Origin of the sequence: Shewanella donghaensis (assembly GCF_007567505.1) — a bacterium.
Taxonomy (GTDB): domain Bacteria; phylum Pseudomonadota; class Gammaproteobacteria; order Enterobacterales; family Shewanellaceae; genus Shewanella; species Shewanella donghaensis.
In genome coordinates this window covers 4,508,395-4,533,947 of record NZ_CP041783.1, presented here as the reverse complement: position 1 = coordinate 4,533,947, position 25,553 = coordinate 4,508,395, and the positions used below count along the sequence as shown (strand labels likewise).

Genomic DNA, 25,553 nt, shown 5'->3' with positions numbered 1-25,553 from the left:
AGCGACCGTTTTAGAGGCTGAACTTTTATCAGCGAGATATAAGAGGCTAGGCATGAGAATACTATTGGTTGAAGACGATTTAGGATTACAACGTAATCTAAGTGAACATTTACAAGCTGCAAATTACAGCGTGGATATTTCATCTGATGGTGAAGATGGCTTATTTCAAGCGATGGAGCATCAATATGATGCTGCCATTATTGATGTGGGTTTACCTAAGATTGATGGGCTGAGTTTAATCACTCAACTACGCGATAAGCAAATTGATTACCCCATTTTAATATTAACAGCCCGAGATGGTTGGCAAGACAAAGTGCTAGGGCTAGATTCAGGTGCTGATGATTACCTGACAAAACCTTTTCAGCCAGAAGAATTAGTCGCTCGCCTTAATGCGTTAATACGTCGCTCTGCTGGGCAAGCAAGCCCTGTCATCACCAATGGTCCGTTTAGTCTCAACACTCGAACGCTGGCACTATCACATTTAGAGCAATCGGTTATTTTAAGCAGCTCAGAATTCAAATTGTTCGAATATTTTATGATGCATCAGGGTGAAGTCATCTCTAAACCGACTTTAATTGAACATATTTATGATCAAGATTTCGACTTAGATTCAAATGTAATTGAAGTCTTTATTCGCCGACTACGTAAAAAACTCGATCCTGATAATCAATATAAATTAATTGAAACCTTACGTGGTCAAGGTTATCGATTACGTCTGTTAGATAATTAGCATTAACAATGAAAAAGCCTTTCACTAATCTCAACTTCAACGCTTTTAACTCCTTAAAAGTAAGGTTAATGCTGAGTGGCTTATTACTAATATTGGTGTTATTACCCTTGATCGGTGCAGCTGTCAATAACGCCTTTAAGCATCAAATAACTCAATCAATCAATAATCAATTAAGAGCTTACGTTTATTCAGTACTCGCTGTAGCTGAAGTCAAAGATGACAGTGTGGTCATGCCTAATTACATACTTGAAAATCAATTCAATATTGTCGGCTCAGGTTTATATGCACTTATCACCACTGAGAATAAACTGGTTTGGTCGTCAGAATCCTTTTTAGGTTTGTCATTTCCAACACTGCCAGAGCCCACTATGGGTGAAGGCGTATTATCACTGACTAACTTTGATGATGCCGCTGATAACAAACAAAACGAACATGTGGTGTTTAGCTTTAGCGTCAGTTTTGAAACCGATTCAACCCCTTTACCGATCACCGTGCATATCATAAAAGATGATGCCGATTTCCAGCGGCAAATAAGCGAGTTCAGCGCCACTCTCTGGACTTGGTTAGTGGTGTTAATGCTGGTTTTAGCTTTAATACAAGCCATTTGGTTATTGTGGACTTTAAGGCCATTAAATCGCTTTACTCAAGAATTAAGCCTTGTAGAACAAGGGCAACAAACCCACATTGAACAAAACTACCCTATTGAGCTTAATGCCGTAGCAAAGCAGCTCAATGTGTTATTAAAAACAGAGCAACAACAAAGACAACGTTATAAAAATGCCCTGTCAGATCTTGCCCATAGCTTAAAAACCCCTTTAGCAGTATTACAAAGCCAGCGTGATTTAAGTGATGATTCAAAAGAACAGGCCGCCAACATCAACAGCATCATTAGCTATCAGCTCAATAAAGCCAAAGTTAGCGGCAACAAAGCGTGGCATTTAGGAATAGAAGTCGATGATGTCGCCAGTAAGTTAGTCCGCACCTTGAGCAAAATTTACCAAGACCAAAAGTTAGATATTGATTATCAAGCACAACCCAATATTTTATTTAAAGGCGAAGAAGCCGATTTAAGTGAAATGCTCGGTAACCTTTTAGATAACGCCTGTAAAGCGGCAAAATCTCAAGTGTGCCTGAGCGTTGAACAAACAGATAATCGATTACATTTCATTATTGAAGATGATGGTAAAGGCCTAACTGTTGAACAACAGCAAAGTATTTTTGAGCGTGGAATGAGAGCTGATACCTACCAACAAGGACACGGTATTGGCTTAGCCATAGTGCGTGATATTGTGGAAAGTTATCAAGGTGAGTTAGCTGTTGAACAATCAAGTACCTTTGGCGGCGCCAAATTTACCATTACCTTTAAAGACTAATTTAACACCATCATGATCGACTGTTTCAATCTATTATTAACGACTATTTCAACTATCGAATCAAAAGCTACTAGCATCAAAATTACTTCTGCTTAAAATAAATTAATCCCTCGCTTTCATCTTGTGTTCATTTTCACTTTGTTATTCTAACCCTAACATTCAAAAACTGCCTTTTTGAAAGGGGTTGGAGACAATATGAAACGACTTAATCAAGCACTGAGCAACACACCCAGCATTATGTTTATCAAAACAAGCTTACTTGCCGTGTGTATGATGCTGACACCAACAGCACTCGCAACCACCAATTCGTCTAACAATGGTTACGACCAGTCTGATGCTTCATCAATAGTAGAAAATGTAAGCTTATCTGAGGCACAGTTAGCTCAAATGCTAGCACCAATCGCTTTATACCCAGATAGTCTGTTAACGCACATCCTCATAGCTGCTACGTACCCTTTAGAAGTTGTACAAGCACGTCGCTGGGAGCAACAACACAGTCAGCTTGATAGCGAACAAAAAATGCAACAAGCACAGCAACAAGATTGGGATCCTAGTGTCATGGCATTAGTTGCCTTTCCTACTGTGCTTGAAAAGCTAAATGAAGATATTGAGTGGACACAGGAACTAGGTGAAGCATTCCTGCAAGATGAAGAAACAGTACTTGCCAGCATTCAAACCTTACGCCATCAAGCTGATGAAGCCAATAGTTTCGATGACATGGACAACATGACGGTCACTCGCGTTGAGAAACAAATCATCATTGAGCCAGCCCGAACAGAAGTGGTGTACGTACCTTATTATGACCCAAGAATTGTTTACGGTAACTGGCGCTGGCATGCATACCCACCCGTTTATTGGCACTATCCTGCATACGCCCATTATCGCCCACATCGCCCTATTTATTGGGGGCCAAGTGTTTATATCAACTTTAATTATTTCTTTGGGGCGGTGCATTGGTCCCATCGACGCGTGGTAGTAGTCAATCATCACAAAAGTCATTACTACCGTAAGCCACATAAAATAGCTTATAGCCAAGGTTCACAGCGCTGGAAACATAAACCCGCTCACCGTCGCGGCGTGGCTTATAAAGCACCAAGAGTGAGTCATAAATATGACCGTGCGCGTTATAACAAAACCCATAAGGTGGCTCATTCAAACAATGTGAATAAACGCAGTAACAGCTCAAAGCATAATGCTAAACCAACGCAATTTAATAAGCACAAGTCTGCTCATATTGCTAATCAGCAGCGTGTAAATAAAGCATTAAAAACTAATAATAACCAACGAAATAAAGCATTGAGAACAAGCAACAAAGCAGATTTAACAGGTTCGAATAGACACTATTCCAACAAAAAACAAAACGCTGTTAATAAGCAGAACTCAGTAGATAAAACTCGTAATACAACGTCAACTAGAACAACGACTCATAAGGTCAATAAAAGTTATTCGACAAACAAGCAAGCAGCTAATACTCAAGTCACGAAAAGACAAACAGCAAATAGGCAAGTAAGTAGCAGACAAGCGATTAGCTCACAGGCAACAAACAGGCAGGCTAATAAAAGCCAAACTGCACGGGCAAATAACACTCGCGCAAATACTCAAACAGCAAGGGCACAGCAACGTTCAAGCAAGCCGTCAAATTACAACCGAACTAGCAATCGTTCGAGTAGCCATAAATCGTCGACAAAACAGCGTATCAAGTAGCAGTGAGAGAGTGTCTAACCGAACGTTAAAGAGTCACTACGTTAGAAACTAAAAAGCCTGAATGATGTTTATCATTCAGGCTTTTTCAATTCTATTATTTACTAGTCTAAAGGTTTCTTTTTACGAGTAGTAATATGGCTCATAGCGCGTTTACGGCGACGCTCCTGGCTTACAGTTAGCTTTTCATATCGGCCTTCAAATGGGTTAGCTCCTTCTTGGAAGCGCATTTGAATTGGCGTACCAACCACTTTCAATGAACGACGGAAATAGTTCATCATATAGCGTTTGTAAGAGTCTGGTAACTTGTTTACTTGGTTACCATGCACCACAACAATTGGTGGGTTATAACCACCGGCATGGGCATACTTAAGCTTCACTCGGCGACCATGAACTAGTGGTGGCTGATGATCATCTTGTGACATTTGCATCACGCGAGTCAGCATCGATGTGCTTACACGGCGCGTTGCACTGTCATACGCTTCTTCAACAGACTCGTATAAATGACCAACACCTGTACCGTGAAGAGCAGAAATAAAGTGAATACGGGCAAAGTCGATGAAACCTAAACGACGATCTAATTCGCTTTTTACGTTATCTTTAAATGCTTGGTCAAGGCCATCCCATTTATTAACAGCAATGACAATCGCACGACCAGCGTTAAGCACAAAACCTAACAAACCTAAATCTTGCTCGGTAATACCGTCTTGAGCGTCAATGATTAACAATACCACGTTAGAATCTTCAACAGCTTTCAGTGTTTTAATCACTGAGAACTTCTCGATAACTTCACTGACTTTCGCGCGGCGACGAACACCTGCTGTATCAATCAGAACGTATTGACGGCCTTCACGTTCCATTGGAATGTAAATACTGTCACGAGTGGTACCTGGTGCATCGTAAACAACAACACGTTCTTCACCTAAAATACGGTTTGTAAGTGTTGATTTACCTACGTTAGGCTTACCAATAATGGCAAGCTTAATTGGCAGGTTTTGTAAGCGTTCTTGTTCAGCTTCAGCTTCTTCTTCGGTGTATTCGCGAACATCTTCATCTTCTTCGCCTTCCTCTTTACGAGTAATACCCATCGCTTCAGCATAAGGAGCAAGTGAGTATTCAATCATATTGGTAACACCGCGACCTTGCGCTGCTGCCATTTGATATACTTCACCTAAGCCTAATGACCAAAATTCTGCACAAGCAGAATCGGCATCGATACCATCAACCTTGTTGGCAACAACAAAGGTGACTTTATCGCGGCTTCGCAAATGTTCTGAAATTGCTAAATCGGCGGCCGTTAAACCAGCACGAGCATCCGTTAAAAATAGCACCACATCAGCTTCTTCAATCGCAGCTAGCGACTGTTCTGCCATCTTGGTTTCAATCCCTTCTTCAGTGCCATCGATACCACCAGTATCGACCACAATGAATTCATAACCAGCTAAAAACGCACGTCCATATTTACGGTCACGAGTTAAACCAGGAAAATCGGCGACGAGCGCATCTCTTGTGCGAGTAAGACGATTAAATAAAGTTGACTTACCAACATTTGGTCGCCCGACAAGGGCCACTACAGGGATCATGATTTTGCCTCTAAAAACTAAAATAAAAAGCCCCCGGAACACACTTCCAGGGGCTCTAATACGGTTTGTTTCTTAGTTTATGGCAGTACAACAGTCGCGAGCTTTCCGCTACGCCCTTGCACATAAACTTTATCATCAACCACTACAGGTTGTGAGAATAAACCATCACTATCGACCTCAATACGCCCAGCGACTTCGCCGGTGCTGCGGTCAATAAAATGCAGGTAACCTTCAAAATCACCTACAACGATATAAGAACCAATAACGGCTGGTGAAGTTAAACTACGATTCATTAACGTAGAGTTACTCCAAAGTTCTAGGCCATTACGTCTGTCTACTGAATACACTCGGCTGTGGTCGTCAACTAAATATAGTCCAACGCCAGCGGTAGCTAATTCATTAAAGCTAGAATATTTACGCGTCCAAACAACACGACCCGTTCTTAGCTCCATAGACACTAAGTTACCATTGTAACTTACCGCGTATAAATTATCGCCCAAAATTAACGGTGTCATGTCCACATCGGCCATACGAGTAAACTCATTACCGCCAGTAGGTGTGAACACGGCTTGTTCCCAAGCGACTTGACCGTTATTTTTTACAATGACAGCAATCTTACCATCAGCTGTACCTAAGAAAAAACCACCTGAATCATAAGCTGCCGAACTAGTGCCGCGCAGAGTCAGATTAGGAAGTTGCATTTCATGAGTCCACTGCTTAGTGCCATCATCAATATCAAATGCTTCAAAGTTACCATCACTGGTATGTACGCCAACAGAATCTTCTGACACAGTTGGTAAAGATAATAATTCACCGCTTGCAACTGTGGACCAAATGGTTTCACCTGTTTTTGCATCTAATGCAACAAGCAAACCTGATTCACCACCAATAAACACTTTATTGCGGCCAGCAGTAACACCAGCTGCAATACGAATGTCTTTGGTTTTAGCAAGTGCTGAATCTTTAAACTCAGCAGCCAAATCTTTACGCCAAGCTACTTTGCCAGTTTCTTGATCAAAAGCGACAACCTCACCATTACGATCAGCAGCATAGATGTGCCCATAACGGATAGCAGGTTTTAGTTGAGAATAATAATCGCCGACGCCTCCGCCAACGTTAACATTCCAATCTACTGTTGGAAAAACAGTCGCTTGAATTTCAGTAAGTTCTGTTACAACTTCTTCTTCATTATCATTTGAAGAACAAGCAGATAGCATTGCAACGCTCAAGCCCGCAGCTAGCAAAGTTTTGCATAAAGACTTCATTCGGCTAATTCCTTATGCCTTGTTTAAATTGTCTAGCTTCATTTGTAATGCAGGACTCGTTAACGCGCCGCCGTTATCAACAGCTGCTTGGTAAGCTGAGCGTGCTTTATCCATGTCGCCTTGACGCACAAGTAGGTCGCCTTTAAATTCGTCACGTTGAGCATTAAATGCTTCATCGGTGATTTGATCTAGTGTCGCAATTGCAGTACCTAAGTTACCCTGTTCAGCTTGAACACGAGATAAACGCAGTGTAGCTAAAGACGCTAAAGATGCACCAGGATTAGCTGAAATGATTTTGGTAAAAGCGATTTCAGCTTTATCTAAATCACCGGCTTCAACAGCTGCTTTGGCTGACATTAATTCAAGCAAGGCTTGATAACCTTTTTGATCGTGTTGAGCACCAAACTCAGTAATAGCAGCTTGTACTGCTGCACTATCACTGTTGTTTGCAACGATACCTTGGAATGCTTCTGATGCCGCTTCTGATTTCTCAATTTTTACGTCAGAATAATAGTTCCAACCGTATAGTCCACCTAGACCAACTACTGCGCCCACAATGATAGAGCTTCCGTAATCTTTCCAGAACTGCTTAATAGCATCGACTTGTTGTTCTTCTGTGCTATAAATTTCCACGCGGCACTTCCCCTTTCTATTCAGTTCTGTTTTTGTATTAGCTAAACGCTAATATTAAAATAATGATTTAATAGTGGTCGCCAAATCGTCTCGGGCAACCAAAAGTTGTTCGTTCTTATTTCTCAATGGCTTAACAGCGACTTGGTTATTGGCAATTTCGTTTTCACCAATGATAAGCGCATACTCAGCACCACTCTTGTCAGCACGTTTCATCTGCTTTTTAAAGTTACCGCCGCCACAATGACTCATGACTTTAAGCTGTGGCAGGCTTTGACGCAACTCTTGAGCAATTTTAATTGCTTCAACGAGGCAATTTTCGCCCATAGCGGCTACATACACATCAACCACTGGTGCAACATCTTTATCTAAACCTAGCGTTTCGAGTAGTAATACAATACGTTCAAGACCCATTGCAAAACCCACAGCAGGGGTATCTTTACCACCAAGCTGTCCAACAAGACCGTCATAGCGACCACCTGCTAGCACAGTACCTTGAGAGCCTAAGCTATCTGTAACCCACTCAAAAACAGTGCGGTTATAGTAATCTAAACCACGCACAAGACGAGGATTAATTGTGTATTGGATGCCGACAGCGTCTAAGAGTTCACATAAGGTAGAAAAATGTGTTTTTGATTCTTCACCCAAATAGTCCATTAATGCTGGAGCATCAGTTAGGATAGCTTGAACTTGTGGCGATTTAGAATCTAGCACGCGTAGTGGATTTGAATACATACGGCGCTGTGAGTCTTCATCTAGCTGTTCTTTATGCTGCTCTAGAAATGCAATTAATGCATCACGGTATGCAGCACGTTCAGCAGGATCACCTAAAGTATTGAGTTCCAGTTTAACGTGGTCTTGAATACCAAATGAATCCCATAACCTTGCAGATAACATCAGCACTTCAGCATCGGTATCAGCAGTCGGGATACCATATACTTCAACACCAAATTGGTGGAATTGACGGTAACGACCTTTTTGAGGACGTTCATGACGGAACATAGGTCCCATGTACCACAAGCGTTGCTCTTGGTTATACAGTAAACCGTGTTCGTTGCCTGCACGCACAGTTGAAGCTGTACCTTCAGGACGTAAGGTTAAACTGTCTTCATTACGGTCCGCAAAGGTATACATTTCTTTTTCAACAATATCGGTAACTTCACCAATAGAGCGTTTAAAAAGATCAGTACTTTCAACAATAGGAGTACGGATTTCGCTGTAACCATAAGCACTAACCGTTGAGCGAATAACCGCTTCAACTTGCTGCCATAAAGGACTTTGAGTTGGCAGAATGTCGTTCATTCCACGAATTGCTTGGATCTGTTTTGCCACGTTTAATTCGCCTAATTTTAGCTAAATTAATTAATCTAATGCCTTACACAAAAATACACCTACCACTGCTGGTAAGGTGCATTTTTAATCTAAGGCAAACTTATTCTGTTGCGTCTTTGATATCGATTCTGTTTTGCATTATCGCTGCTTTTGCACGAATTTTTGCTTCTAGTGCATCCACTAAGTCATTGTTATCAAATCGCTCTTTTTGACGTTTACCGTCATCATAGTAACCACTTTTACCATGACTGCCTGTTAAGCCAATATCTGAAACTAACGCTTCACCAGGACCATTAACCACACAACCAATAATAGAAACATCCATTGGTGTAGTAATATCCTCAAGGCGCATTTCCAGTGCATTAACGGTATTAATAACATCGAACTCTTGTCTTGAACAAGATGGACATGCAATAAAGTTAATTCCGCGGCTACGTATGCGTAATGACTTTAAGATATCAAAACCGACTTTAATTTCTTCGACTGGATCAGCCGCTAACGAGATACGTAATGTATCGCCAATACCATCAGCTAACAGCATACCTAGACCTACTGCAGACTTGACCGAACCCGCTCGAGCGCCACCAGCTTCAGTAATACCTAGATGCAAAGGCTGTATTATTTGCTTCGCTAACAAGCGGTATGATTCAACCGCAAGAAAGACATCTGAAGCTTTAACACTGACTTTGAATTGGTCAAAGTTAAGACGGTCTAAAATATCCACGTGACGCATTGCTGATTCAAGTAATGCCTCAGGTGTTGGCTCATGATATTTGTCCATTAAGTCTTTCTCTAATGAACCGCCGTTAACACCAATTCTAATTGGAATATTTTTATCGCGAGCACATTCAACCACACTGCGAATACGTTCTTCATTACCAATATTACCTGGATTAATACGCAGGCAATCGACACCGTATTCAGCAACTTTAAGTGCGATACGGTAATCAAAATGGATATCGGCAACCAGTGGAACGCTTACGCGTTGCTTGATCAATTTAAACGCTTCTGCGGCATCCATGGTAGGCACTGAAACGCGCACAATATCAGCACCGACTTTTTCAAGCGCTAATATTTGTGCAACTGTGGCGTCGACGTCAGTGGTTTTGGTATTTGTCATCGACTGCACCGCAATTGGCGCACCATCACCGATCGGAACATCTCCCACATAAATGCGGCTAGAAGGACGGCGAATAATTGGAGATTCGTTATACATAATCAGTTGCTCTACTGCTTACCAAAAAATTTAGCTAACGTTACGCTTTAGGTAGCGTTAACTTGGCCACACGATTAGAAAACTCAGCTAAGCTGACATCTTCATTGTTAAAACTAATAGTGACGACTTGCGGCGCGCCTAATACGACTTTGAACGGCGCCCAACCAGTAACTTCTACAGAACTTTCAGAACCTTTCACACCATCAACTAGGGTCTTGCCCTTAGCATCAATAATGTTAACCCAGCAATCACCGCTGAAATTAAGCGATATTTTATCGTTACCGATTAAGGCTGCTGAATTAGTCGCATTAGTTTGTACGTTATTTGCCAAATCTACTGTTGATTCTATCTCAGACTGCGATGAAACAACTTGTGATGAATCATTAGATTGAGTTTCAGATGGCTCAGTCATTGAAGGAGCAGTTGTTGAAGGCTCTGTCGTGGAAGGAGCGGTATAAGCCAGCTTAGGATCGATTTCTGGTTCTAATAAATCTTCAGTTTGTACTGGCGTTTTAGCTTCAGCTAGCTCTTCCGCTGTCGGCTTTGATAAATCAATCGTCATTAATAACGAGTCTTTTTGAATCCACCACACCAACAATAAACCCAGTAATGCAAAAACAATCAAATAAGTCACTAATGTTAGACGGCTATCTCGAGCGTCGCGGGACGTTTTACGAGAAAAGCTCTGCATTACAGCCGTTTCGTCAGGCAATTGCTGCGCTAAACATTGTTGAATAGCAACAACATCAGCTTCAACATATTTAGCAAAGTTCTTAGCATAGCCACGGGCATACGTCGCAGAAGATATATTATCGAAATTATCATTTTCAATATCTTCAATAACACTAGGACGTAAATGTAGTTGTATTGCAACCGCCTCGATCGACACGCCCTTTTTCTCACGCGCAGTGCGCAATAGCATGCCAGCTGTAGCAACAGCCTCTAATGATTCGCTTTGTTCTGCATCTTTGGCAGCTTCGTTATTTTTATTTGTCATTTAATGCAAATTTGCCCTGTATTCTTTTGCTTGTTCTGAAGCAGGATATTTGGCAATTAACGTAATTCCGTAGCGTTTTACCGCTTCCTCATCCGCCAACTCGTGCGAAATCTTAATACCTAATGCTAAGCTCTCAGGTGTTTGCTGTGCCACTCGATGAAAGCGATCTAAATTGATCTTAGCCGTATCATAATCATTTTCTGATATGGCAAGTTCAATCAGTTCTTTCAAAGTTGACTGTCTTCTTGGATCATAACGCAAAGCAGTTTCAAAGTACTGCTTTGCTTTATCAGCATCTCCTGCTGATAAACTGCACACGCCCAAATTTTCATAACTTGAGGCTGTGCGAGTATATTCTTTACTTTCAATCGCCGCTAATAACATCGATTCTGCTTGTGGGTATTTCTGCTTTTGACATAAAAACACCCCAAAGTTATTCATCGCATCACCAGTAGCATCATTGGTATCAATCGCTTTACGATAAGATTCTTCAGTTCGCACATCATCACCCACTGTCTGGTAATAAAATGCCATTGCTGTATGAACTGAACTTAACTGCGGCGCATAATCAACAGCACGGTTTAAGTTAAATTTAGCCTGTTCGATATTGCCACGATTTAAATAAGTTAGCCCCAACTGCATTCTTTCTCTCGCTGCGGCTTCTTTATCTAATGTTCTTTCTGCTACCGGAATATCAGTTCCAGTATAAGTTCGTTCTGTCACACAACCGATTAAAGGCAATGCCAGCGTAGCTACAATTAAAAACTTTGGCAATCCATGCATATTACAACGCCTATTAATCTATAAAACAAAGAGTTAATCCATTGTGACCGAAATCTGATTTTGTTGCATTTGTTTTTTTGCTAAACGCTTAGTTCGGTCACGAATATCACCCGCTAATTGCCCACAAGCGGCATCAATATCATCACCACGGGTTTTACGAACGATAACGGTTAAGCCATATTCCATTAATACTTTTGAGAATCGGTCAATTCTAGAATTAGAAGAGCGACCGTATGGAGAACCTGGATAAGGGTTAAATGGAATTAAGTTAATTTTACACGGTGTATCTTTCATTAACTTGGCTAATTCGTGTGCTTGGTCAGTACTATCATTAATATGATCAAGCATGACGTATTCCACTGTAACACGTCCACGGTTTGCATTGGACTTTTCTAAGTAACGGCGAATACCTGCTAAGAACTCTTCTAGAGGATACTTTTTGTTTACCGGCACCAATACATCACGTAATTCATCATTGGGCGCATGAATACTTACAGCTAGCGCAACATCAATAGCATCACCTAGCTTGTCTAATGCAGGTACGACACCTGAAGTAGATAATGTGACACGACGTTTTGAAAGACTAAAACCAAAATCATCTAACATGATGTCCATTGCTGGAATCACATTGGCTAAATTTAATAACGGCTCTCCCATTCCCATCATCACAACGTTGGTAATAGGACGGTCACCAGTATCTTTATGGAAACCTAAAAATTCAGATACGCGCCAAACTTGCCCGATGATCTCAGATACCGTTAAATTACGGTTGAAACCTTGCTGACCTGTTGAACAGAAAGTACATTCCAGTGCACAGCCAACTTGTGATGATACACATAAGGTCGCTCTGTCTTCTTCTGGAATGTAAACCGTTTCAACTTCCTGGCCTTGACCAACATTAATAGCGAACTTAATGGTGCCATCTTCTGACTTTTGAAAACTGGCAATTTCTGGTGCAACAATTTCACATTTACGGGCTAATTTACCGCGTAATACTTTGTTAATGTTGTTCATTTCTTCGAAGTCATTAACACCAAAGTGATAAAGCCATTTCATCAACTGATCGGCGCGGAACGGTTTTTCGCCCATGTCTGCGAATAACGCTCTCATCGATTTACGATCAAGATCTAATAAATTGATCTTTTTTTCACTCATGCTGTGTAACCTCAAAAACCTAAAACGTACGTGCGGGCGGCGAATTATACAGATCCTAACAAATTTTGGCTATAGAACTAGCAACAAAGCTAATAGACTATGCTAGAATTTCCTTGGACTACTTTTGGTCTGCCTTTTGGAAGTGTAATTCCACCCTTATGATAACTCTTATCATTATAGTATTTATCGCCATTACAATCTCTTTTCTTTGTAGTGTATTTGAAGCGGTTCTACTGTCTGTCACACCTAGTTATATTGCCAACTTAGCAAAAACTAACCCTAAAGCTGCAAAACGGCTTGATAAACAGAAACAAAATGTGGAATCACCACTGGTTTCAATCCTGACATTAAACACCATTGCTCATACTGTGGGTGCTGCAGTTGCTGGTGCACAAGCCGCAAAAGTATTTGGTGATGACATGCTAGGCGTGTTCTCCGCTGTGCTTACGTTTCTTATTTTGTTCTTCTCTGAAATTATTCCTAAAACTATAGGTGCAAACAATTGGCGAGCACTTGCCGCCCCAGTTTCGCTTATTTTGGTATGGATGGAACGTGCGACTAAACCATTAATTTGGATGTCTTCAAAAGTCACTAAATTAATGGGCAAAGGTGACGAGGGTCAGTATATTCGTCAAGAAATGAGTGCGATGGCTGAAATAGGCCGACAATCTGGCGAACTCGATAAGCAAGAATCTGCGATTTTGACGCAAATGCTATCAGTAAAAGAAATGCCTGTTTCAGCGATTATGACGCCAAGAACAGTCATGTTTAAATTACCAGTGACCCTTGCACAAAGTGAATTTGTAAAACTGTACTTATCAAAACCTTTTACACGAATTCCGGTGTACGAAGACGATCCTGATAATATTATTGGTTATGTTAATCGCAATAATATTATTCAAGCGGAGCGTTATACGCCCAAAGAATCAATTGGTGTATTAAAGAAAAACCTTTTGGTTATTCCTGAGACGGCAAAAATCTTACCCATTTTTGAATTGATGATTAAACGAAACACTAAAATCGCCATGATTGTTGATGAATACGGTTCGGGCGAAGGCATTGTGACATTAGAAGATATTGTTGAATCGTTACTTGGTTTAGAAATTGTCGACTCTAATGATCCTGTAACTGACATGCAGCAACTTGCGCGTAAATTGTGGAGTTCACGTATGAAGCATAAAGGTATTGTCTTATCAGATGACGGCGAGTTTACTAAACACATTCAAACGCCTCCAAAGTAACAACAGTTAGTCATAAATGCTTATTTAAACAAGGGAGCTAAGCTCCCTTTTTTAGCTTTGAATATAAACAATATTTAACGCTATATATTAACAACAACTTAAGTACACTATAGCTTGCAGTATTCGCTTAAGCACAAATCTCGCAGAATGAAGACCTTGAGTCTTATCTGTCGTTAGAGGAAACGATGTCAAATAATTACCGCCTAACCCTTGCTCATATCAACGACACGCATTCTAATTTTGAGCCAAGTGCGATTAAGTTTACGCTAACGAACGAAAATCAAACATATACAGCCGCGACCTCAACGGGTGGCTATGCCCGCTTAAGCCATCAAATCGAAGCGGCAAGGCATCAAGCAAAACAAGATAAAGACGCATTTCTTTTTTTACATGGCGGCGATAGTTTCCAGGGAACACTATATTTTCGGGAGTTTAAGGGTTCTGCCAATGCTCACTTATTAAATATGCTAAAACCAGATGCTATGGTGCTCGGTAACCATGAAATAGATGCTGGCAACAGCCCTGTTTTAGCCTTTTTAAACCGCATCGAATTTCCAGTTTTAGCTGGCAATATGGATCTTAGTCAAGAGCTCACCGAAAAAGAAGGCCGCCTCAGTAACCATCCAATGTTGTATGACTACGACAACGATACAAACTGTGCCAAAGTGCTGATTAAGCCCTTTCATGATACTCAAATAGCCATCATTGGAATCACCCTAGATCAAATGGCACTTATCGCGCGACCAGATCCTGATACCCATTTTATTAATGCTATTGAAACAACAGACAACACGATTAAGCAACTGCATCAACAAGGCATAAAGCACATTATTGTGTTGAGCCACCTTGGTTATGATCAAGACAAAGAACTGGCAGAAAAAGTGAATGGCATAAGTGTCATTGTTGGCGGTCACTCTCACACTTTACAAGGCAGTTTTGACGATTTAGGCTTGAGTCATACCGCTTATGCAGAAAGGGTTAATGGCACACCTATTATCCATGCGAGTAAGTATGCCGAAGTATTCGGTCTTGCTGAAATGACTTTCGATGATACTGGCGTTTGCACATCAATTAGTGGTGATAACTACTTTATGATAGATGATGAAATTAGCATCTCATTTAATAATAAAGGCAAAGTAATTGCTAAAGATGAAGTTGAAGCTCTACCATCAACCGCGCAAGCTAATGCTATTATTGCCAAGTTAAAAGCACACCCATCAATACGTGATGGACAATTTTGCGATGCTGTTCATCAAACCATAATGAGCCAATATCGCCCAGCATTAACGGCATTAGAAGAACAAGTGCTAGGACATATTCCTAGAGATTTTATTCATACACGCCTGCCAAGTAAAGATTTCCCCCATGGCAGTGAAATCGCTCCTTGGGTATGTCGAAGTATGTACAAAGCCACTAAAACCTCAGAACCTGAATTAGATTTTGCATTACATAATGCCGGCGGGGTTAGGCAGTCCCTTAGTAAAGGGCAATTGTCTGTGGCTGATGTACTAGGACGCATTCTGCCTTTTGAGCTGCCGCTAGTGAAATACCAAATTCAAGGTAAGTTCTTATATGAGGTTTTAGAGTCTTCGATAAATTCCGCAACCAATAACGGCATAATAGGAACAGGGGCAGGGAGTTTCCCCTATGCTTATGGCATAAGGTATTACTACGATGGAACCTTACCTATCAATCAACGCATCACCGCTATTGAAGAATCCCACGCTGGTCAATGGTCGCTGATTGATCCTGAAAAGCTCTATATCGGGGTATCTTCAGCTTATACCGCCTCAGGTAAAGAAGGTTACGACGCTCTACTAAAAGCACATTGGCAACAAGATATGCAAACAATGACCTTACCAGAAGCCTTTGTTGATTTTGTTAGCCAACATAGCAACTTGATTGAGAACCCATTACAACCCAATGTGTATTACATTAGCCACCGATAATATTTGCTAAAAAAATTATCGGTTATGCTAATGTTGTATTCACAAATCTGCAGCGGATCACAGACCCTGTGTAAGCTTCGTGATTTAATAAAGCATCTTTATGTAGATTCATGATTTGAATCATTGCAAAATTTAGCCTAATCAAATAGGAAACATATTCATGAAAGCAAAACTGATTAAATTAGCTGCAGCAGCAACACTAGCATTAGGCGTATCTTCAGCATGGGCTGCAGGTATTATGCATCAAGGCGAAGTTCTTGAAACAATGAACAGCGGCGGCTACACCTATATTCAAGTTAAAGCAGAAGACAAAACATTCTGGGCTGCAGGACCTCAAGTAGAAGTTGCTAAAGGCGATACTGTTAGCATGTCAGAGCAAATGTGGATGCAGGACTTTACCAGCAGCACACTGAACAAAACTTTTGATGAATTATTATTTGTTGGCAAAATCGATAAAAAATAACTCTCTTTAGCAACCAATAAACGCATAATCGGCTAATTATCATTGGCCGATTTTTTTATCTTAATTTAAGTAAACATGACTCAAACCACTCAATACTCAATTATCCCATTCGACTCAACACTGGCTAAACAGGTGAGTCTGCTAGTTCATCAAAGTGTTAGAACCATTTCACATCCGAGATACAAGCAAGCTCAACTAACCGCCTGGTCAACTGCACCACGCTCTGAGAAACATTGGCAATATAGATTACAACGAAGTCAAAGTTGGTTAATGGTCGATACCAATAAATTATTTACCAGCAATAACGACTCCAGCACAAAACAACCTTTGGTCATTGGGGTGATTAATGTTGAGACTCAGTTTAATACCAGAGGATATATAGACAGTTTATATATTGCGCCTGATTATCAAAGACAAGGCGTCGGCATCGCTCTCTATGCGACCTTAGAGCACTGGGTACTTAAACAAGGATATAGAGAACTTAGTGTTGACGCTTCATACTTATCTAAAGGATTTTTCCTTAAGCAAGGTTTTACACTGATACAACCCAGCTACCAAATGACCAAACAACAAGTCATTAATAGTTTTTATTTGGTTAAGCCACTCAACTAGCTTAGGTTTAAACTAGCTTTAGTTTTGATTTTGATTAGCCATACTTTACCAAGAATCAGATATACTCAGGATGTTATTTCTTCAAAAGCGGTTGCAACATCTCTTCTAAACCGTTTAATTTCACTTCATACATCAGTGCCATTTGCTCCCCAAGTTTGCCCTCTGGGAATCCTTTACTGTGAAACCACACTAAATAGGGTTCCGGTAATTCCAACAGTTTTCGGCCTGCATACTTTCCAAAAGGCATGGTTTGATTTACCGCTTCCAGTAATAATTGTTCATTCATTGGATAAAATCTTCTCTAAAATCACTATTTGTTGTCCAAATCAAATATAACATTTTGGAATATAAATTAAATAAAAAGCTGATTCTTGTTATGACTAATCGCTTTCCCGAGCAAGAGGCTTGATCTTTAAATGGCCTCAAGTAACCCCAACCTTTAATAAGTAACTAAAATAGTTACTAAAGGTTTTCTTTTATCAGCACTATTTCAAACTAGTCAAAAAGCTGCCGTTTAACCCATTATTGTCAAAATAAAATGTCTCGTCAAAGCTGTACATATCGTCAATTTATAGGTTATTGACGCGTTACATAAGTCGACATAAAGTTAATAACAATAACGTAAGGTGTTGCATGCAACAGTCCGTTTAAATCTGAATTATCAGGGGATGTTTTCATGATTATCTTAGTCGGTGGCGAAAAAGGGGGGAGCGGCAAAAGCTGTTTAGCCCAGAATATAGCGGTGTTTCTCGCAAAAGAAGCAAACGCCAGTATAATTATGGTTGATTGCGATCCACAAAGAACGTCATCGGATTGGATCCAGGCACGCAATAATAATCCTGATTTACCTGCCATTAACTGCGTCCAGTTATACGGAAAAATCCGTAACGACTTGCTCAGTCTGGAACAACATTATGACTATGTGATTGTCGATTGCGGTGGCCAAGACAACCTCGCTTTACGGGCAACGCTGTCAGTAGCATCCCATGCATTGATGCCACTAAGACCTAAACGCAGAGATTTAAAAACAGTGAGCCACATGGATGATATTGTCGCTACCTGTAAAATGATTAATCCCAAAATGAAAGCCTCATTTGTTGTAACCCAATGCCCTAGCCTGCCTAACCAAGCCAGTAGAATTATTGAAGCTAAAGATGTCTGCAAAACCTATGACATTAACGTCCTAGAATCGATTACATACAGCCGTAATATCTATGATGACAGTGAAGAATCAGGCTTGTCAGTCATCGAAATAGACCCTTCAGGTAAAGCAGCAAACGAAATTCGTAACATTGCCTGTGAATTACTCGAAGTAGAAAGTGCCCAACAAATAATTCAACAACGACATGATACTGCCAATGTCACATCATTAAGGGGGAATCATGGGGCTAGCCGACCTGAAGAAAAACGTTACGCCATGTAGCGCTAATTTTTCGCCTCAAATGACAGTGGATGATTTTATTGAAGCTGCAAATCACTATGCCATGGGTAAACCACAGCGTTTAAGTGATTGTGAGCATCTTGGTTCCAATCAACAAGCGATGCAACAACTGTTTGAATTGCAAAAACCAGCTGAAGCGAATGAACCTTTAAATGAGAAGCCAAAACCATTTAGACGCTCAACATTTACCTTAAGCGAAGCCGCGATAGAGCAATTAACCCAATTGAGCGAAAGTAGCGAGATAGCTAAATCAAAACTCATTCGTATACTTATTAAGCAACATTTTTCATTGTCACAACAAGAGCAACAGTACATAGAACAAAGGATAAAAGTAAGATAACTCTCAATAATAATATTTAGACTCCCCCTCTTTACTGGCAGCAACGAAAGTTGTTTGCCAGTTTTTTTATTTCAAAAAATATCAGCACTTGAATTTGGCTTATTCTTACCCAATAACATAATGACTATCTAATATTGACTAGGAAAGGCTAATGTTTGCAGTATTTTTACTGGTAGCAATCGCAGTAATCGCCATCGTATATATCGTGACTAAGCCACAACGTACCGCAAAACGCCGACAAAGTGTGACTGCAACGCCTTTCCCTAAAGCATGGCGTAAAATACTTAAGTACCGTATTCCTTACTTTAAAGCTCTTCCTACTGACTTGCAGCTGCAACTTAAAAACCATATTCAAGTATTTATCGATGAGAAACAGTTTGTCGGCTGTGATGGCTTTGAGATTACCGATGAAGTAAAAGTCACCATTGCTGCCCAAGCTTGTTTATTATTGCTTAATCGTAAAACCGACTTTTATCCTAAGTTAAAACAAATTCTGGTCTATCCATACGCCTTTATCGTGCAAAAAAATAATACCGACTTTGCCGGTGTGGCATCAACGAAACACAATGTGTTGTTAGGTGAATCTTGGGGCAATGGTAAAATAATCCTATCTTGGAAAAGCACCCTAGATGGCGCGGCAGATCCGTTCGATGGTCAAAATGTGGTAATTCATGAATTTGCTCATCAGCTAGACCAAGAAAATGGTAATGCCAATGGCGCGCCGACACTAAGGGACATTACCGACTATAAAACATGGTCAACCACACTAGGTCGTGAGTTCGAGTCATTACAATATTGCGCCCAGCAACATTTACCTTCATTATTTAACTATTATGGCGCTACCAATCCTGCTGAATTTTTTGCCGTGATAAGTGAGACTTTCTTTGAAAAGCCTGTAGAATTTTACCAACAGCACAATTTGCTTTATAAAGAACTGAGCCAGTTTTACCAATTAGACCCGATTAATTGGCACTAAAATTGGCGCTAAGCGCCTAGATATAAGTTCATAGTTACAAGCGTCTAATTACAAGATTCTTATTACAGTTAGCCGCTTTAGCATCAATAAATTTATTAACCATTTTCGGCATTTAAAGCAGAAATCATTACACAAGGAATTTTCATGCATAAAGCGATTCTGACATTTTTATTAACCAGCAGTTTATGGGTCATGTCTTCGATTCAAGTATCAGCTCAAGACAGCATCTCAGACGAGTCAAAGCGACAAGCTGATACCTTACTTGATCAATTGCACCAAGATGCCAGTGAAGCTAACTGGGACGGCTATTTCTCTCTTTATGATCAACAAGCTGTTTTCCTAGGAACAGATGCCAGTGAGCGTTGGGATATGCAGCAATTTGAAGGTTATGCCAGACCGACTGATGGTTGGCATTACGAGGTAACTTCACGAGAATTACTGCAGTTTGATAACACCATCGTTTTTGATGAATTACTTGAAAGTGCCAGTTATGGATTATGTCGTGGAACAGGAGCGCTGCAACTCACAGATAATGGTTGGAAGATTGTTCAATATCATTTAAGTATCGCAGTACCAAACGAGAACGCTAAAGCCGTGGCCCTGTTAATCGGCGCGGATAAATAACTTAACTAAGTTATTTTCAACCCCCCTTTCAATGACGTTGAACTTTCAGTTTAATACCTGCCAGTAGATTACCTCAAGCCAGTTAATCACAGTTGGCCTGTTTAATTTGGGCATTGAGCTCAGTATTTATTATCTTTTGTATAGCCTCTTTAAGCCACCGAGGACCATAGTCGGACATGTCATTATGCTTTGCATTCGCAATGGTAATAACACAATGCCCTAAAAGTGTTTGTTCGGCCTTATTAGGTAGCACACCCTGATCAGCAGGAAAGTCACTTGCTCTAATTGATAACACGCTAATATTTTCATCTCTTGGCAAAGGGACACGACGATGATCTAAGGTGATGATACGAGTAATATAACCATTGTCTTCGTCTTGGTTATTTGCAAGCCAAGCAGAAATATCACCACCGTTTGAATGGCCTATCAAGGTAACATCATTAAAATTGAATTGAGCAACAATGAGATTTTTTAGCTCTTTTGCGGCTTTAAAATATTCATGCACGAACTCAAGTGTTTCTGCTCCTCTTTGCCAGTTTTCGGCGCGTGTTTGATATAAATCACCAGTAACAGAAAGCGCAGGATCACCTGGCAACTCATGACGTATGGCAATGACTAAATATCCACTTTGCTGGAGTTCATTAGCAATAAACCCATAGTCAGTGTGAAGTAAGCCATAACCTGAACTTAATATTGCAACTTTGCATTGAGATTCACTAGAGCAATTAGCGGTTACCGGAGGTAAATATAACTCAACAGGTATATGGCGCTGCCTTTCACTATCGAAAACAGTAAGTGATCCTGGTGCTATTGATGAGGCAGGAGCTATTGATGATGCAGGAGCTATTGATGATGCAGGTAAAGGCGTTTCAGTTTCAATTACCTCATTGGCTAATAAGCTCGTTGAATAGCAAATTAAGCATGTAAATATCACAGCAACAAACAAGTCTATCAAAGACACCTTTTTCGATTTATCCATTTCAACACTTTGTTGCACAATGTTGCTCCTTACATGTTTAAAGTACATAAATTCAATCACCCAAATTAACTTACCGTCAAACCAAAGCATAAATTCGCAAGCTGAGTTAAATGATTAACGCTATCAAAGTCTTGTTGAGTAAAGTTTCGTTCAGATGAGTGTTTATCGGCATAGAACAAGCCTATCACTTTATTATTGACAACAATCGGCGCAATAATAAATCCATGCGCCAACTGATTAAAATCATACTCACCTTGCAAGTATCCCAGTTGATGAGATTTTAACGTTTGAACCCATTCTGACTGTTTGGTTTCAATACAGTCTAGAAATGGATTTTGTGAGCCACTCATTTCAACCAAAAGCTGTTGCTTAAACCGCTCAGCGCCATCACCTATAACGATTCTAGGCGAAAGTAACTTACGATTGGGCGATAACAACATAACAGCGCAACGATCTACACCCACGCCCTCTAATATGCCGTCCAATGTGGTTTGCACGACTTGATTAAAGTCAGCCTTTTTAATTGCGTGCTCAGTTAATTCTCGTAACTTTTTAAGCAATGTTATGAGATCCGTTTCCCGATATACCGCAGGCTGCTCAGGCTCATCGAGGTTTTTTATAATCGCAGCGGTTTCAGGTAGATAATTAACTAACACTTTTGCGCCGTAAGCTTCTGCCAACTTAACCGTTGCATCAGCACACCGTGATAGTAGGTGTTTATATTGGGCTAAACTTACCCCTTGAATTTCGGCTGCAGAAACCAATAAATCATTAAGGCTATCAACATCAACATGCTCTTGTGCAAGCGCATCAGTAATCTGATTGGATAAATAAATGCTGCGAATTTCAGGCATACGCTCATCAGGGTGCGAGAGTGATGTGGTAAGTACATCCCCAAGCCCCCAAGCTCTAGCAATATTTAACGTTAGCTGGTTAAAAGAGGTTCCCAATTGCTCCCTAACTATTGCTTTTTCTGCAGTAAGGGAATCGCATTGTTGTAAAGCTTGATCAAGCGGTTCAACGGTATGACCGCCTATACTCCAAAATGCACTTTCACCAATGCGGTACAATAGCGCCGCAATAAACACTTCTTCACGCAACGCTTCATCGTAATCCTTCAACATTAATCGCGAAATCATCGCAGCTTGAAATGAGTGTGCCATCAATTTAATCAGACGTTGATAAACTGACTCTGAAAGATTGTGACTTTCCAGTAAACTAGTAAGGAGTTTGGCTGTAATACAAATATTACGAATGGTATCAAAACCCAGCATAACGGCAGCTCTGCTAACCGTACTGACATGGCTGGTGCCCTTGTTATATGTGGCGCTATTGGCCACCCTTAAAATTCGAGTCGTCAGCGCATTATCATGCATGACACTGCGGCCTAGAGAGGCGAGTGAAGAAACATCATCTTTGGCGAGTTTCTCTAAATCTCGAATAGTAGAACATAGAGCAGGCATTTCTTGATCACTAATACGCTTAGTCCAGTAATCAACGCCTTTTGTTATAGGTAATTGCGGCTTCAAGACGTTCTCAATTAGGTATATAAGACACTTTTATTACTATAACGTTTTACTAACAACTCACGCTATTTTTTTGCAAAAAAAAACGGCTCCGAAGAGCCGCAACACAAGCGATTGGTTGAAAACTTACTGGGTAGGAAGTAAAAATCCTCGCATTAAGAACGACAACTAGCTCGCACTAAAATTCAAAATACTGGATAAAAACCCGATGGAACCTGTAGGTGAGCTACATCGGGGGACATCAGCTGCAAAGCAGCTCAACTGTTACAAAAGTGAGGTTAAAACTGTTCTTCTTTGGTAGAAGCAGTCAATGCCGTTACTGAAGAATTACCGCCTTAAATACAGGTCGTGATTTATCAAAGAAACCTGTGCCCACTTCTTGTTGATGCGACATGAATATATAACCTTTCTCAGCCGCTTTAAATTCAACTTCTTGTACTTTCTCAACGTAGTGCTTCAAACCTTCACCACGAGCATAGTCATAGGTTAATTAGTCGGTATCAATAAAACCCTAATGCAATACCAAGCGTTAATTTTAAACTGTAAATATGTAAAAGTACTTGTGACTCAACTTCGCTTTAGGCTGTTAATAACTCATACCCTGGCAATGTTAAGAAGTCGACCAGCTCATCAGAAGTCGTAATGTCTTCAAATAATCTCGCCGCTTTTGTAAATTGACCTTGTGTAAATCTTTCTTTTCCTAATTCATTTTCAACGTTAACTAATTCCTCAACTAACATTGACTTAAACAAGTCTTTAGTGACTAACTTGCCATTTGATAATGACTTTTCATGTTGAATCCATTGCCAAATAGATGTTCTAGAGATTTCTGCGGTAGCTGCATCTTCCATCAATCCATAGATAGGAACGCAACCATTACCTTGTATCCATGCTTCGATATATTGCACTGCGATACGAATGTTTAAACGCATGCCTTCTTCTGTGCGCTCACCGTCACAAGGTGTTAGTAACTCTGCAGCTAAAATAGGCGCATCAACATCACGAGTAATATGTAGTTGGTTAGTACCAGCGCCGATATAATCATTGAATATGGACATTGCAGTATCAGCGAGTCCAGGATGAGCAACCCATGTACCATCATGGCCATTGCGGGCTTCAAGCTCTTTATCCCCTTTCACTTTTTGCAAAATCTTTTCGTTATCTTCCGCTGTTTTAGCTGGAATAAGTGCCGCCATACCGCCCATAGCTAGCGCACCACGTCTGTGACATGTTTTAACTAACAGTCTTGAATATGCACTGAGAAATGGCGTATCCATGGTGACAGCTTGGCGATCTGGTAATACTCGATCAGCATGCTTATTTAAGGTTTTGATATAGCTAAAGATGTAATCCCAGCGACCACAATTTAATGCCACAATATTTGAACGTAATTCATATAAAATCTCGTCCATTTCGAACACTGCAGGCAATGTTTCAATAAGGCAGGTACATTTAATCGTGCCAGGTTTTAAGCAAAAACGTTCTTCAACGAATGCAAACACTTTTGCCCACCAGCGTGCTTCAACATGACTTTCAAGCTTAGGAAGATAAAAGTAAGGTCCACTGCCATTAGCGAGTAATTGGTGGTAGTTATGGTAGAAATACATCGCAAAATCGAAAAGCCCACCAGGAATAGACTCGCCTTTAAACTCAACATGTTTTTCTTTAAGGTGTAATCCACGAACTCGGCAAATAAGTACTGCAGGATCTTCATCTAAACTGTAATGCTTACCTGTGGTTTCTGCAGTGAAGCTAATATCACCTCGAACCGCATCACGTAAGTTTATTTGTCCTTGAACAACTTTCTCCCAGCTAGGAGCCAGTGAATCTTCAAAATCTGCCATGAACACTTTCACGTTCGCATTCAAAGCATTAATAATCATTTTACGGTCGACAGGACCTGTAATTTCAACTCTGCGGTCGGTAAGGTCTTCCGGGATACCTCTAACGGACCATTCACCATCTCGAATTGCACGAGTTTCAGGTAAGAAGTCTGGAAGCTCACCATTATCTATACGCTGCTGCTTTAACTGTCGCTGCTTAAGTAATACTGGAACCTCTTGTGCAAACTCACCACAGAGACTTGCAAGTAATGACAGTGCACCATCATTAAAAATAACATCTTGTCCAGGGACCTCTGGGCCAATTAATGCAAGCTCTGCACTTGTAGGTAAATCAGTTGCAGCACTTGGCTGTGATTTAGCATATTTAGCCACTAATTGTTCTGCTGTCATATATAGCCCCTTAAGCGATAATTCGTTTCAAAAGATGAGTTATGGAAATTTAATGTTTCTCTATTTAATAAAGAACTGATTCCGCATCTCTTAAAACAAACCAACTATTTTTTAACCATCAAATGTTTGTTTCGTACTAAAACCTAACCAGAAACGTTTGCATTTGCAACTGCTTTAAACTTGAAAAAACAGATGCGAGAAGGTGAGGTAAATTGGTAAAACCAAAACAAATAGCACTATAAGTATATGATTTTAAGAGTACTATTCAAAAAATGCTTTTTAACGAAATGTTAATTGGTAAATTGTCTTACAAATTTACCAACGAGGCAAAAGAGTAAACTTAAGCGTTATTAAATTACACATTGGATAATTATATTTACATCATTTTTATCACTCTATACTA

Annotated in this window: 23 protein-coding genes and 1 pseudogene; 11 read left to right on the top strand and 13 right to left on the bottom strand. The window is 40.3% G+C overall.

Features of this window, described 5'->3' with window-relative positions:
- Positions 1-52 precede the first annotated feature (52 nt).
- The 3 genes from FPK91_RS19375 (at position 53) to FPK91_RS19365 (ending at position 3,807) form a co-directional block, all read left to right on the top strand.
- Positions 53-730, top strand: coding sequence for a response regulator transcription factor (locus FPK91_RS19375; RefSeq protein ID WP_144213515.1), 678 nt, complete (start codon positions 53-55; stop codon positions 728-730).
- Positions 731-738: 8 nt separating this feature from the next.
- Complete coding sequence (locus FPK91_RS19370) at positions 739-2,103, top strand: ATP-binding protein (RefSeq protein WP_144213513.1); 1,365 nt, start codon at positions 739-741, stop codon at positions 2,101-2,103.
- A gap of 195 nt (positions 2,104-2,298) precedes the next feature.
- The gene (locus tag FPK91_RS19365; RefSeq protein ID WP_227006627.1) at positions 2,299-3,807 is read left to right on the top strand and encodes a DUF3300 domain-containing protein; all 1,509 of its coding nucleotides are present in this window, start codon (positions 2,299-2,301) and stop codon (positions 3,805-3,807) included.
- A gap of 101 nt (positions 3,808-3,908) precedes the next feature.
- On the opposite strand, the gene der is transcribed toward FPK91_RS19365, so the two are convergent.
- The 8 genes from der to FPK91_RS19325 form a co-directional block, all read right to left on the bottom strand.
- A complete protein-coding gene (gene der / locus FPK91_RS19360) occupies positions 3,909-5,387 on the bottom strand; it encodes a ribosome biogenesis GTPase Der (RefSeq protein WP_144213511.1) in 1,479 nt (492 codons plus the stop codon).
- A 77-nt stretch (positions 5,388-5,464) separates the two neighbouring features.
- Positions 5,465-6,652 carry an outer membrane protein assembly factor BamB gene (bamB, locus tag FPK91_RS19355; protein WP_144213509.1) on the bottom strand — a complete coding sequence of 396 codons (1,188 nt, stop codon included), beginning with the start codon at positions 6,650-6,652 and terminating at the stop codon, positions 5,465-5,467.
- Between the two features lie 12 nt (positions 6,653-6,664).
- The gene (locus FPK91_RS19350; RefSeq protein ID WP_144213507.1) at positions 6,665-7,285 is read right to left on the bottom strand and encodes a tetratricopeptide repeat protein; all 621 of its coding nucleotides are present in this window, start codon (positions 7,283-7,285) and stop codon (positions 6,665-6,667) included.
- 54 nt (positions 7,286-7,339) lie between these two features.
- On the bottom strand, positions 7,340-8,614 hold the full coding sequence (gene hisS, locus FPK91_RS19345; protein WP_144213505.1) for a histidine--tRNA ligase: 1,275 nt from the start codon (positions 8,612-8,614) through the stop codon (positions 7,340-7,342).
- A 100-nt stretch (positions 8,615-8,714) separates the two neighbouring features.
- Entirely contained in the window at positions 8,715-9,830 is a 1,116-nt protein-coding gene (ispG, locus tag FPK91_RS19340; protein ID WP_144213503.1) for a flavodoxin-dependent (E)-4-hydroxy-3-methylbut-2-enyl-diphosphate synthase, read from the bottom strand.
- A 40-nt stretch (positions 9,831-9,870) separates the two neighbouring features.
- The gene (locus FPK91_RS19335) at positions 9,871-10,827 is read right to left on the bottom strand and encodes a RodZ domain-containing protein (RefSeq protein ID WP_144213501.1); all 957 of its coding nucleotides are present in this window, start codon (positions 10,825-10,827) and stop codon (positions 9,871-9,873) included.
- Entirely contained in the window at positions 10,828-11,610 is a 783-nt protein-coding gene (pilW, locus tag FPK91_RS19330; protein WP_144213499.1) for a type IV pilus biogenesis/stability protein PilW, read from the bottom strand. It lies immediately after the preceding gene.
- 33 nt (positions 11,611-11,643) lie between these two features.
- Complete coding sequence (locus FPK91_RS19325) at positions 11,644-12,765, bottom strand: bifunctional tRNA (adenosine(37)-C2)-methyltransferase TrmG/ribosomal RNA large subunit methyltransferase RlmN (RefSeq protein ID WP_144213497.1); 1,122 nt, start codon at positions 12,763-12,765, stop codon at positions 11,644-11,646.
- Positions 12,766-12,923: 158 nt separating this feature from the next.
- Here FPK91_RS19325 and FPK91_RS19320 point away from each other — a divergent pair, with 158 nt between their 5' ends.
- From FPK91_RS19320 to FPK91_RS19305, 4 genes are all read left to right on the top strand, one after another.
- Complete coding sequence (locus tag FPK91_RS19320; RefSeq protein WP_144213495.1) at positions 12,924-14,006, top strand: CNNM domain-containing protein; 1,083 nt, start codon at positions 12,924-12,926, stop codon at positions 14,004-14,006.
- A gap of 185 nt (positions 14,007-14,191) precedes the next feature.
- Complete coding sequence (locus FPK91_RS19315; RefSeq protein WP_144213492.1) at positions 14,192-15,955, top strand: bifunctional metallophosphatase/5'-nucleotidase; 1,764 nt, start codon at positions 14,192-14,194, stop codon at positions 15,953-15,955.
- 160 nt (positions 15,956-16,115) lie between these two features.
- A complete protein-coding gene (locus FPK91_RS19310; protein ID WP_144213490.1) occupies positions 16,116-16,418 on the top strand; it encodes an NrfJ in 303 nt (100 codons plus the stop codon).
- 75 nt (positions 16,419-16,493) lie between these two features.
- The gene (locus tag FPK91_RS19305) at positions 16,494-17,030 is read left to right on the top strand and encodes a GNAT family N-acetyltransferase (RefSeq protein WP_144213488.1); all 537 of its coding nucleotides are present in this window, start codon (positions 16,494-16,496) and stop codon (positions 17,028-17,030) included.
- 73 nt (positions 17,031-17,103) lie between these two features.
- Here FPK91_RS19305 and FPK91_RS19300 read toward each other — a convergent pair whose 3' ends face one another.
- Positions 17,104-17,316 (bottom strand): DUF3820 family protein, encoded by a 213-nt coding sequence (locus tag FPK91_RS19300; RefSeq protein ID WP_144213486.1) that lies wholly within the window; start codon positions 17,314-17,316, stop codon positions 17,104-17,106.
- A gap of 390 nt (positions 17,317-17,706) precedes the next feature.
- On the opposite strand from FPK91_RS19300, the gene FPK91_RS19295 reads away from it, so the two are divergent.
- The 4 genes from FPK91_RS19295 to FPK91_RS19280 all read left to right on the top strand — a co-directional run bounded on the left by FPK91_RS19295 (position 17,707) and on the right by FPK91_RS19280 (position 20,411).
- Positions 17,707-18,453, top strand: a complete 747-nt coding sequence (locus FPK91_RS19295) for an AAA family ATPase (protein WP_144213484.1) — start codon at positions 17,707-17,709, stop codon at positions 18,451-18,453.
- Positions 18,413-18,811, top strand: coding sequence for a CopG family transcriptional regulator (locus tag FPK91_RS19290; RefSeq protein WP_144213482.1), 399 nt, complete (start codon positions 18,413-18,415; stop codon positions 18,809-18,811). Before FPK91_RS19295 ends, FPK91_RS19290 begins: the two co-directional genes overlap by 41 nt.
- 151 nt (positions 18,812-18,962) lie before the next feature.
- Complete coding sequence (locus FPK91_RS19285; protein ID WP_144213479.1) at positions 18,963-19,787, top strand: M90 family metallopeptidase; 825 nt, start codon at positions 18,963-18,965, stop codon at positions 19,785-19,787.
- A gap of 144 nt (positions 19,788-19,931) precedes the next feature.
- On the top strand, positions 19,932-20,411 hold the full coding sequence (locus FPK91_RS19280; protein WP_144213478.1) for a nuclear transport factor 2 family protein: 480 nt from the start codon (positions 19,932-19,934) through the stop codon (positions 20,409-20,411).
- An 82-nt stretch (positions 20,412-20,493) separates the two neighbouring features.
- On the opposite strand, the gene FPK91_RS19275 is transcribed toward FPK91_RS19280, so the two are convergent.
- From FPK91_RS19275 to aceB, 4 genes and pseudogenes are all read right to left on the bottom strand, one after another.
- Entirely contained in the window at positions 20,494-21,408 is a 915-nt protein-coding gene (locus FPK91_RS19275; RefSeq protein ID WP_227006626.1) for an alpha/beta hydrolase, read from the bottom strand.
- Between the two features lie 47 nt (positions 21,409-21,455).
- A complete protein-coding gene (locus FPK91_RS19270) occupies positions 21,456-22,919 on the bottom strand; it encodes an HDOD domain-containing protein (protein WP_405127323.1) in 1,464 nt (487 codons plus the stop codon).
- Positions 22,920-23,194: 275 nt separating this feature from the next.
- Positions 23,195-23,406 (bottom strand): annotated as a pseudogene (locus FPK91_RS19265) (isocitrate lyase); the annotation flags it as partial.
- Between the two features lie 88 nt (positions 23,407-23,494).
- Positions 23,495-25,150, bottom strand: a complete 1,656-nt coding sequence (gene aceB, locus FPK91_RS19260; protein WP_144213476.1) for a malate synthase A — start codon at positions 25,148-25,150, stop codon at positions 23,495-23,497.
- Between the last annotated feature and the right edge of the window lie 403 nt (positions 25,151-25,553).

Excerpts from the sequence above, each read along its gene's own strand:
- aceB (WP_144213476.1), bottom strand. The coding sequence starts at position 25,150 with ATGACAGCAGAACAATTAGTGGCTAAATATGCTAAATCACAGCCAAGT.
- FPK91_RS19285 (WP_144213479.1), top strand. The coding sequence starts at position 18,963 with ATGTTTGCAGTATTTTTACTGGTAGCAATCGCAGTAATCGCCATCGTA.
- FPK91_RS19335 (WP_144213501.1), bottom strand. The coding sequence starts at position 10,827 with ATGACAAATAAAAATAACGAAGCTGCCAAAGATGCAGAACAAAGCGAA.
- FPK91_RS19305 (WP_144213488.1), top strand. The coding sequence starts at position 16,494 with ATGACTCAAACCACTCAATACTCAATTATCCCATTCGACTCAACACTG.
- der (WP_144213511.1), bottom strand. The coding sequence starts at position 5,387 with ATGATCCCTGTAGTGGCCCTTGTCGGGCGACCAAATGTTGGTAAGTCA.
- FPK91_RS19315 (WP_144213492.1), top strand. The coding sequence starts at position 14,192 with ATGTCAAATAATTACCGCCTAACCCTTGCTCATATCAACGACACGCAT.
- bamB (WP_144213509.1), bottom strand. The coding sequence starts at position 6,652 with ATGAAGTCTTTATGCAAAACTTTGCTAGCTGCGGGCTTGAGCGTTGCA.
- FPK91_RS19370 (WP_144213513.1), top strand. The coding sequence starts at position 739 with ATGAAAAAGCCTTTCACTAATCTCAACTTCAACGCTTTTAACTCCTTA.
- FPK91_RS19280 (WP_144213478.1), top strand. The coding sequence starts at position 19,932 with ATGCATAAAGCGATTCTGACATTTTTATTAACCAGCAGTTTATGGGTC.
- FPK91_RS19310 (WP_144213490.1), top strand. The coding sequence starts at position 16,116 with ATGAAAGCAAAACTGATTAAATTAGCTGCAGCAGCAACACTAGCATTA.
- FPK91_RS19375 (WP_144213515.1), top strand. The coding sequence starts at position 53 with ATGAGAATACTATTGGTTGAAGACGATTTAGGATTACAACGTAATCTA.
- FPK91_RS19325 (WP_144213497.1), bottom strand. The coding sequence starts at position 12,765 with ATGAGTGAAAAAAAGATCAATTTATTAGATCTTGATCGTAAATCGATG.
- FPK91_RS19320 (WP_144213495.1), top strand. The coding sequence starts at position 12,924 with ATGATAACTCTTATCATTATAGTATTTATCGCCATTACAATCTCTTTT.
- FPK91_RS19365 (WP_227006627.1), top strand. The coding sequence starts at position 2,299 with ATGAAACGACTTAATCAAGCACTGAGCAACACACCCAGCATTATGTTT.
- FPK91_RS19290 (WP_144213482.1), top strand. The coding sequence starts at position 18,413 with ATGGGGCTAGCCGACCTGAAGAAAAACGTTACGCCATGTAGCGCTAAT.
- FPK91_RS19295 (WP_144213484.1), top strand. The coding sequence starts at position 17,707 with ATGATTATCTTAGTCGGTGGCGAAAAAGGGGGGAGCGGCAAAAGCTGT.
- ispG (WP_144213503.1), bottom strand. The coding sequence starts at position 9,830 with ATGTATAACGAATCTCCAATTATTCGCCGTCCTTCTAGCCGCATTTAT.
- pilW (WP_144213499.1), bottom strand. The coding sequence starts at position 11,610 with ATGCATGGATTGCCAAAGTTTTTAATTGTAGCTACGCTGGCATTGCCT.
- FPK91_RS19300 (WP_144213486.1), bottom strand. The coding sequence starts at position 17,316 with ATGAATGAACAATTATTACTGGAAGCGGTAAATCAAACCATGCCTTTT.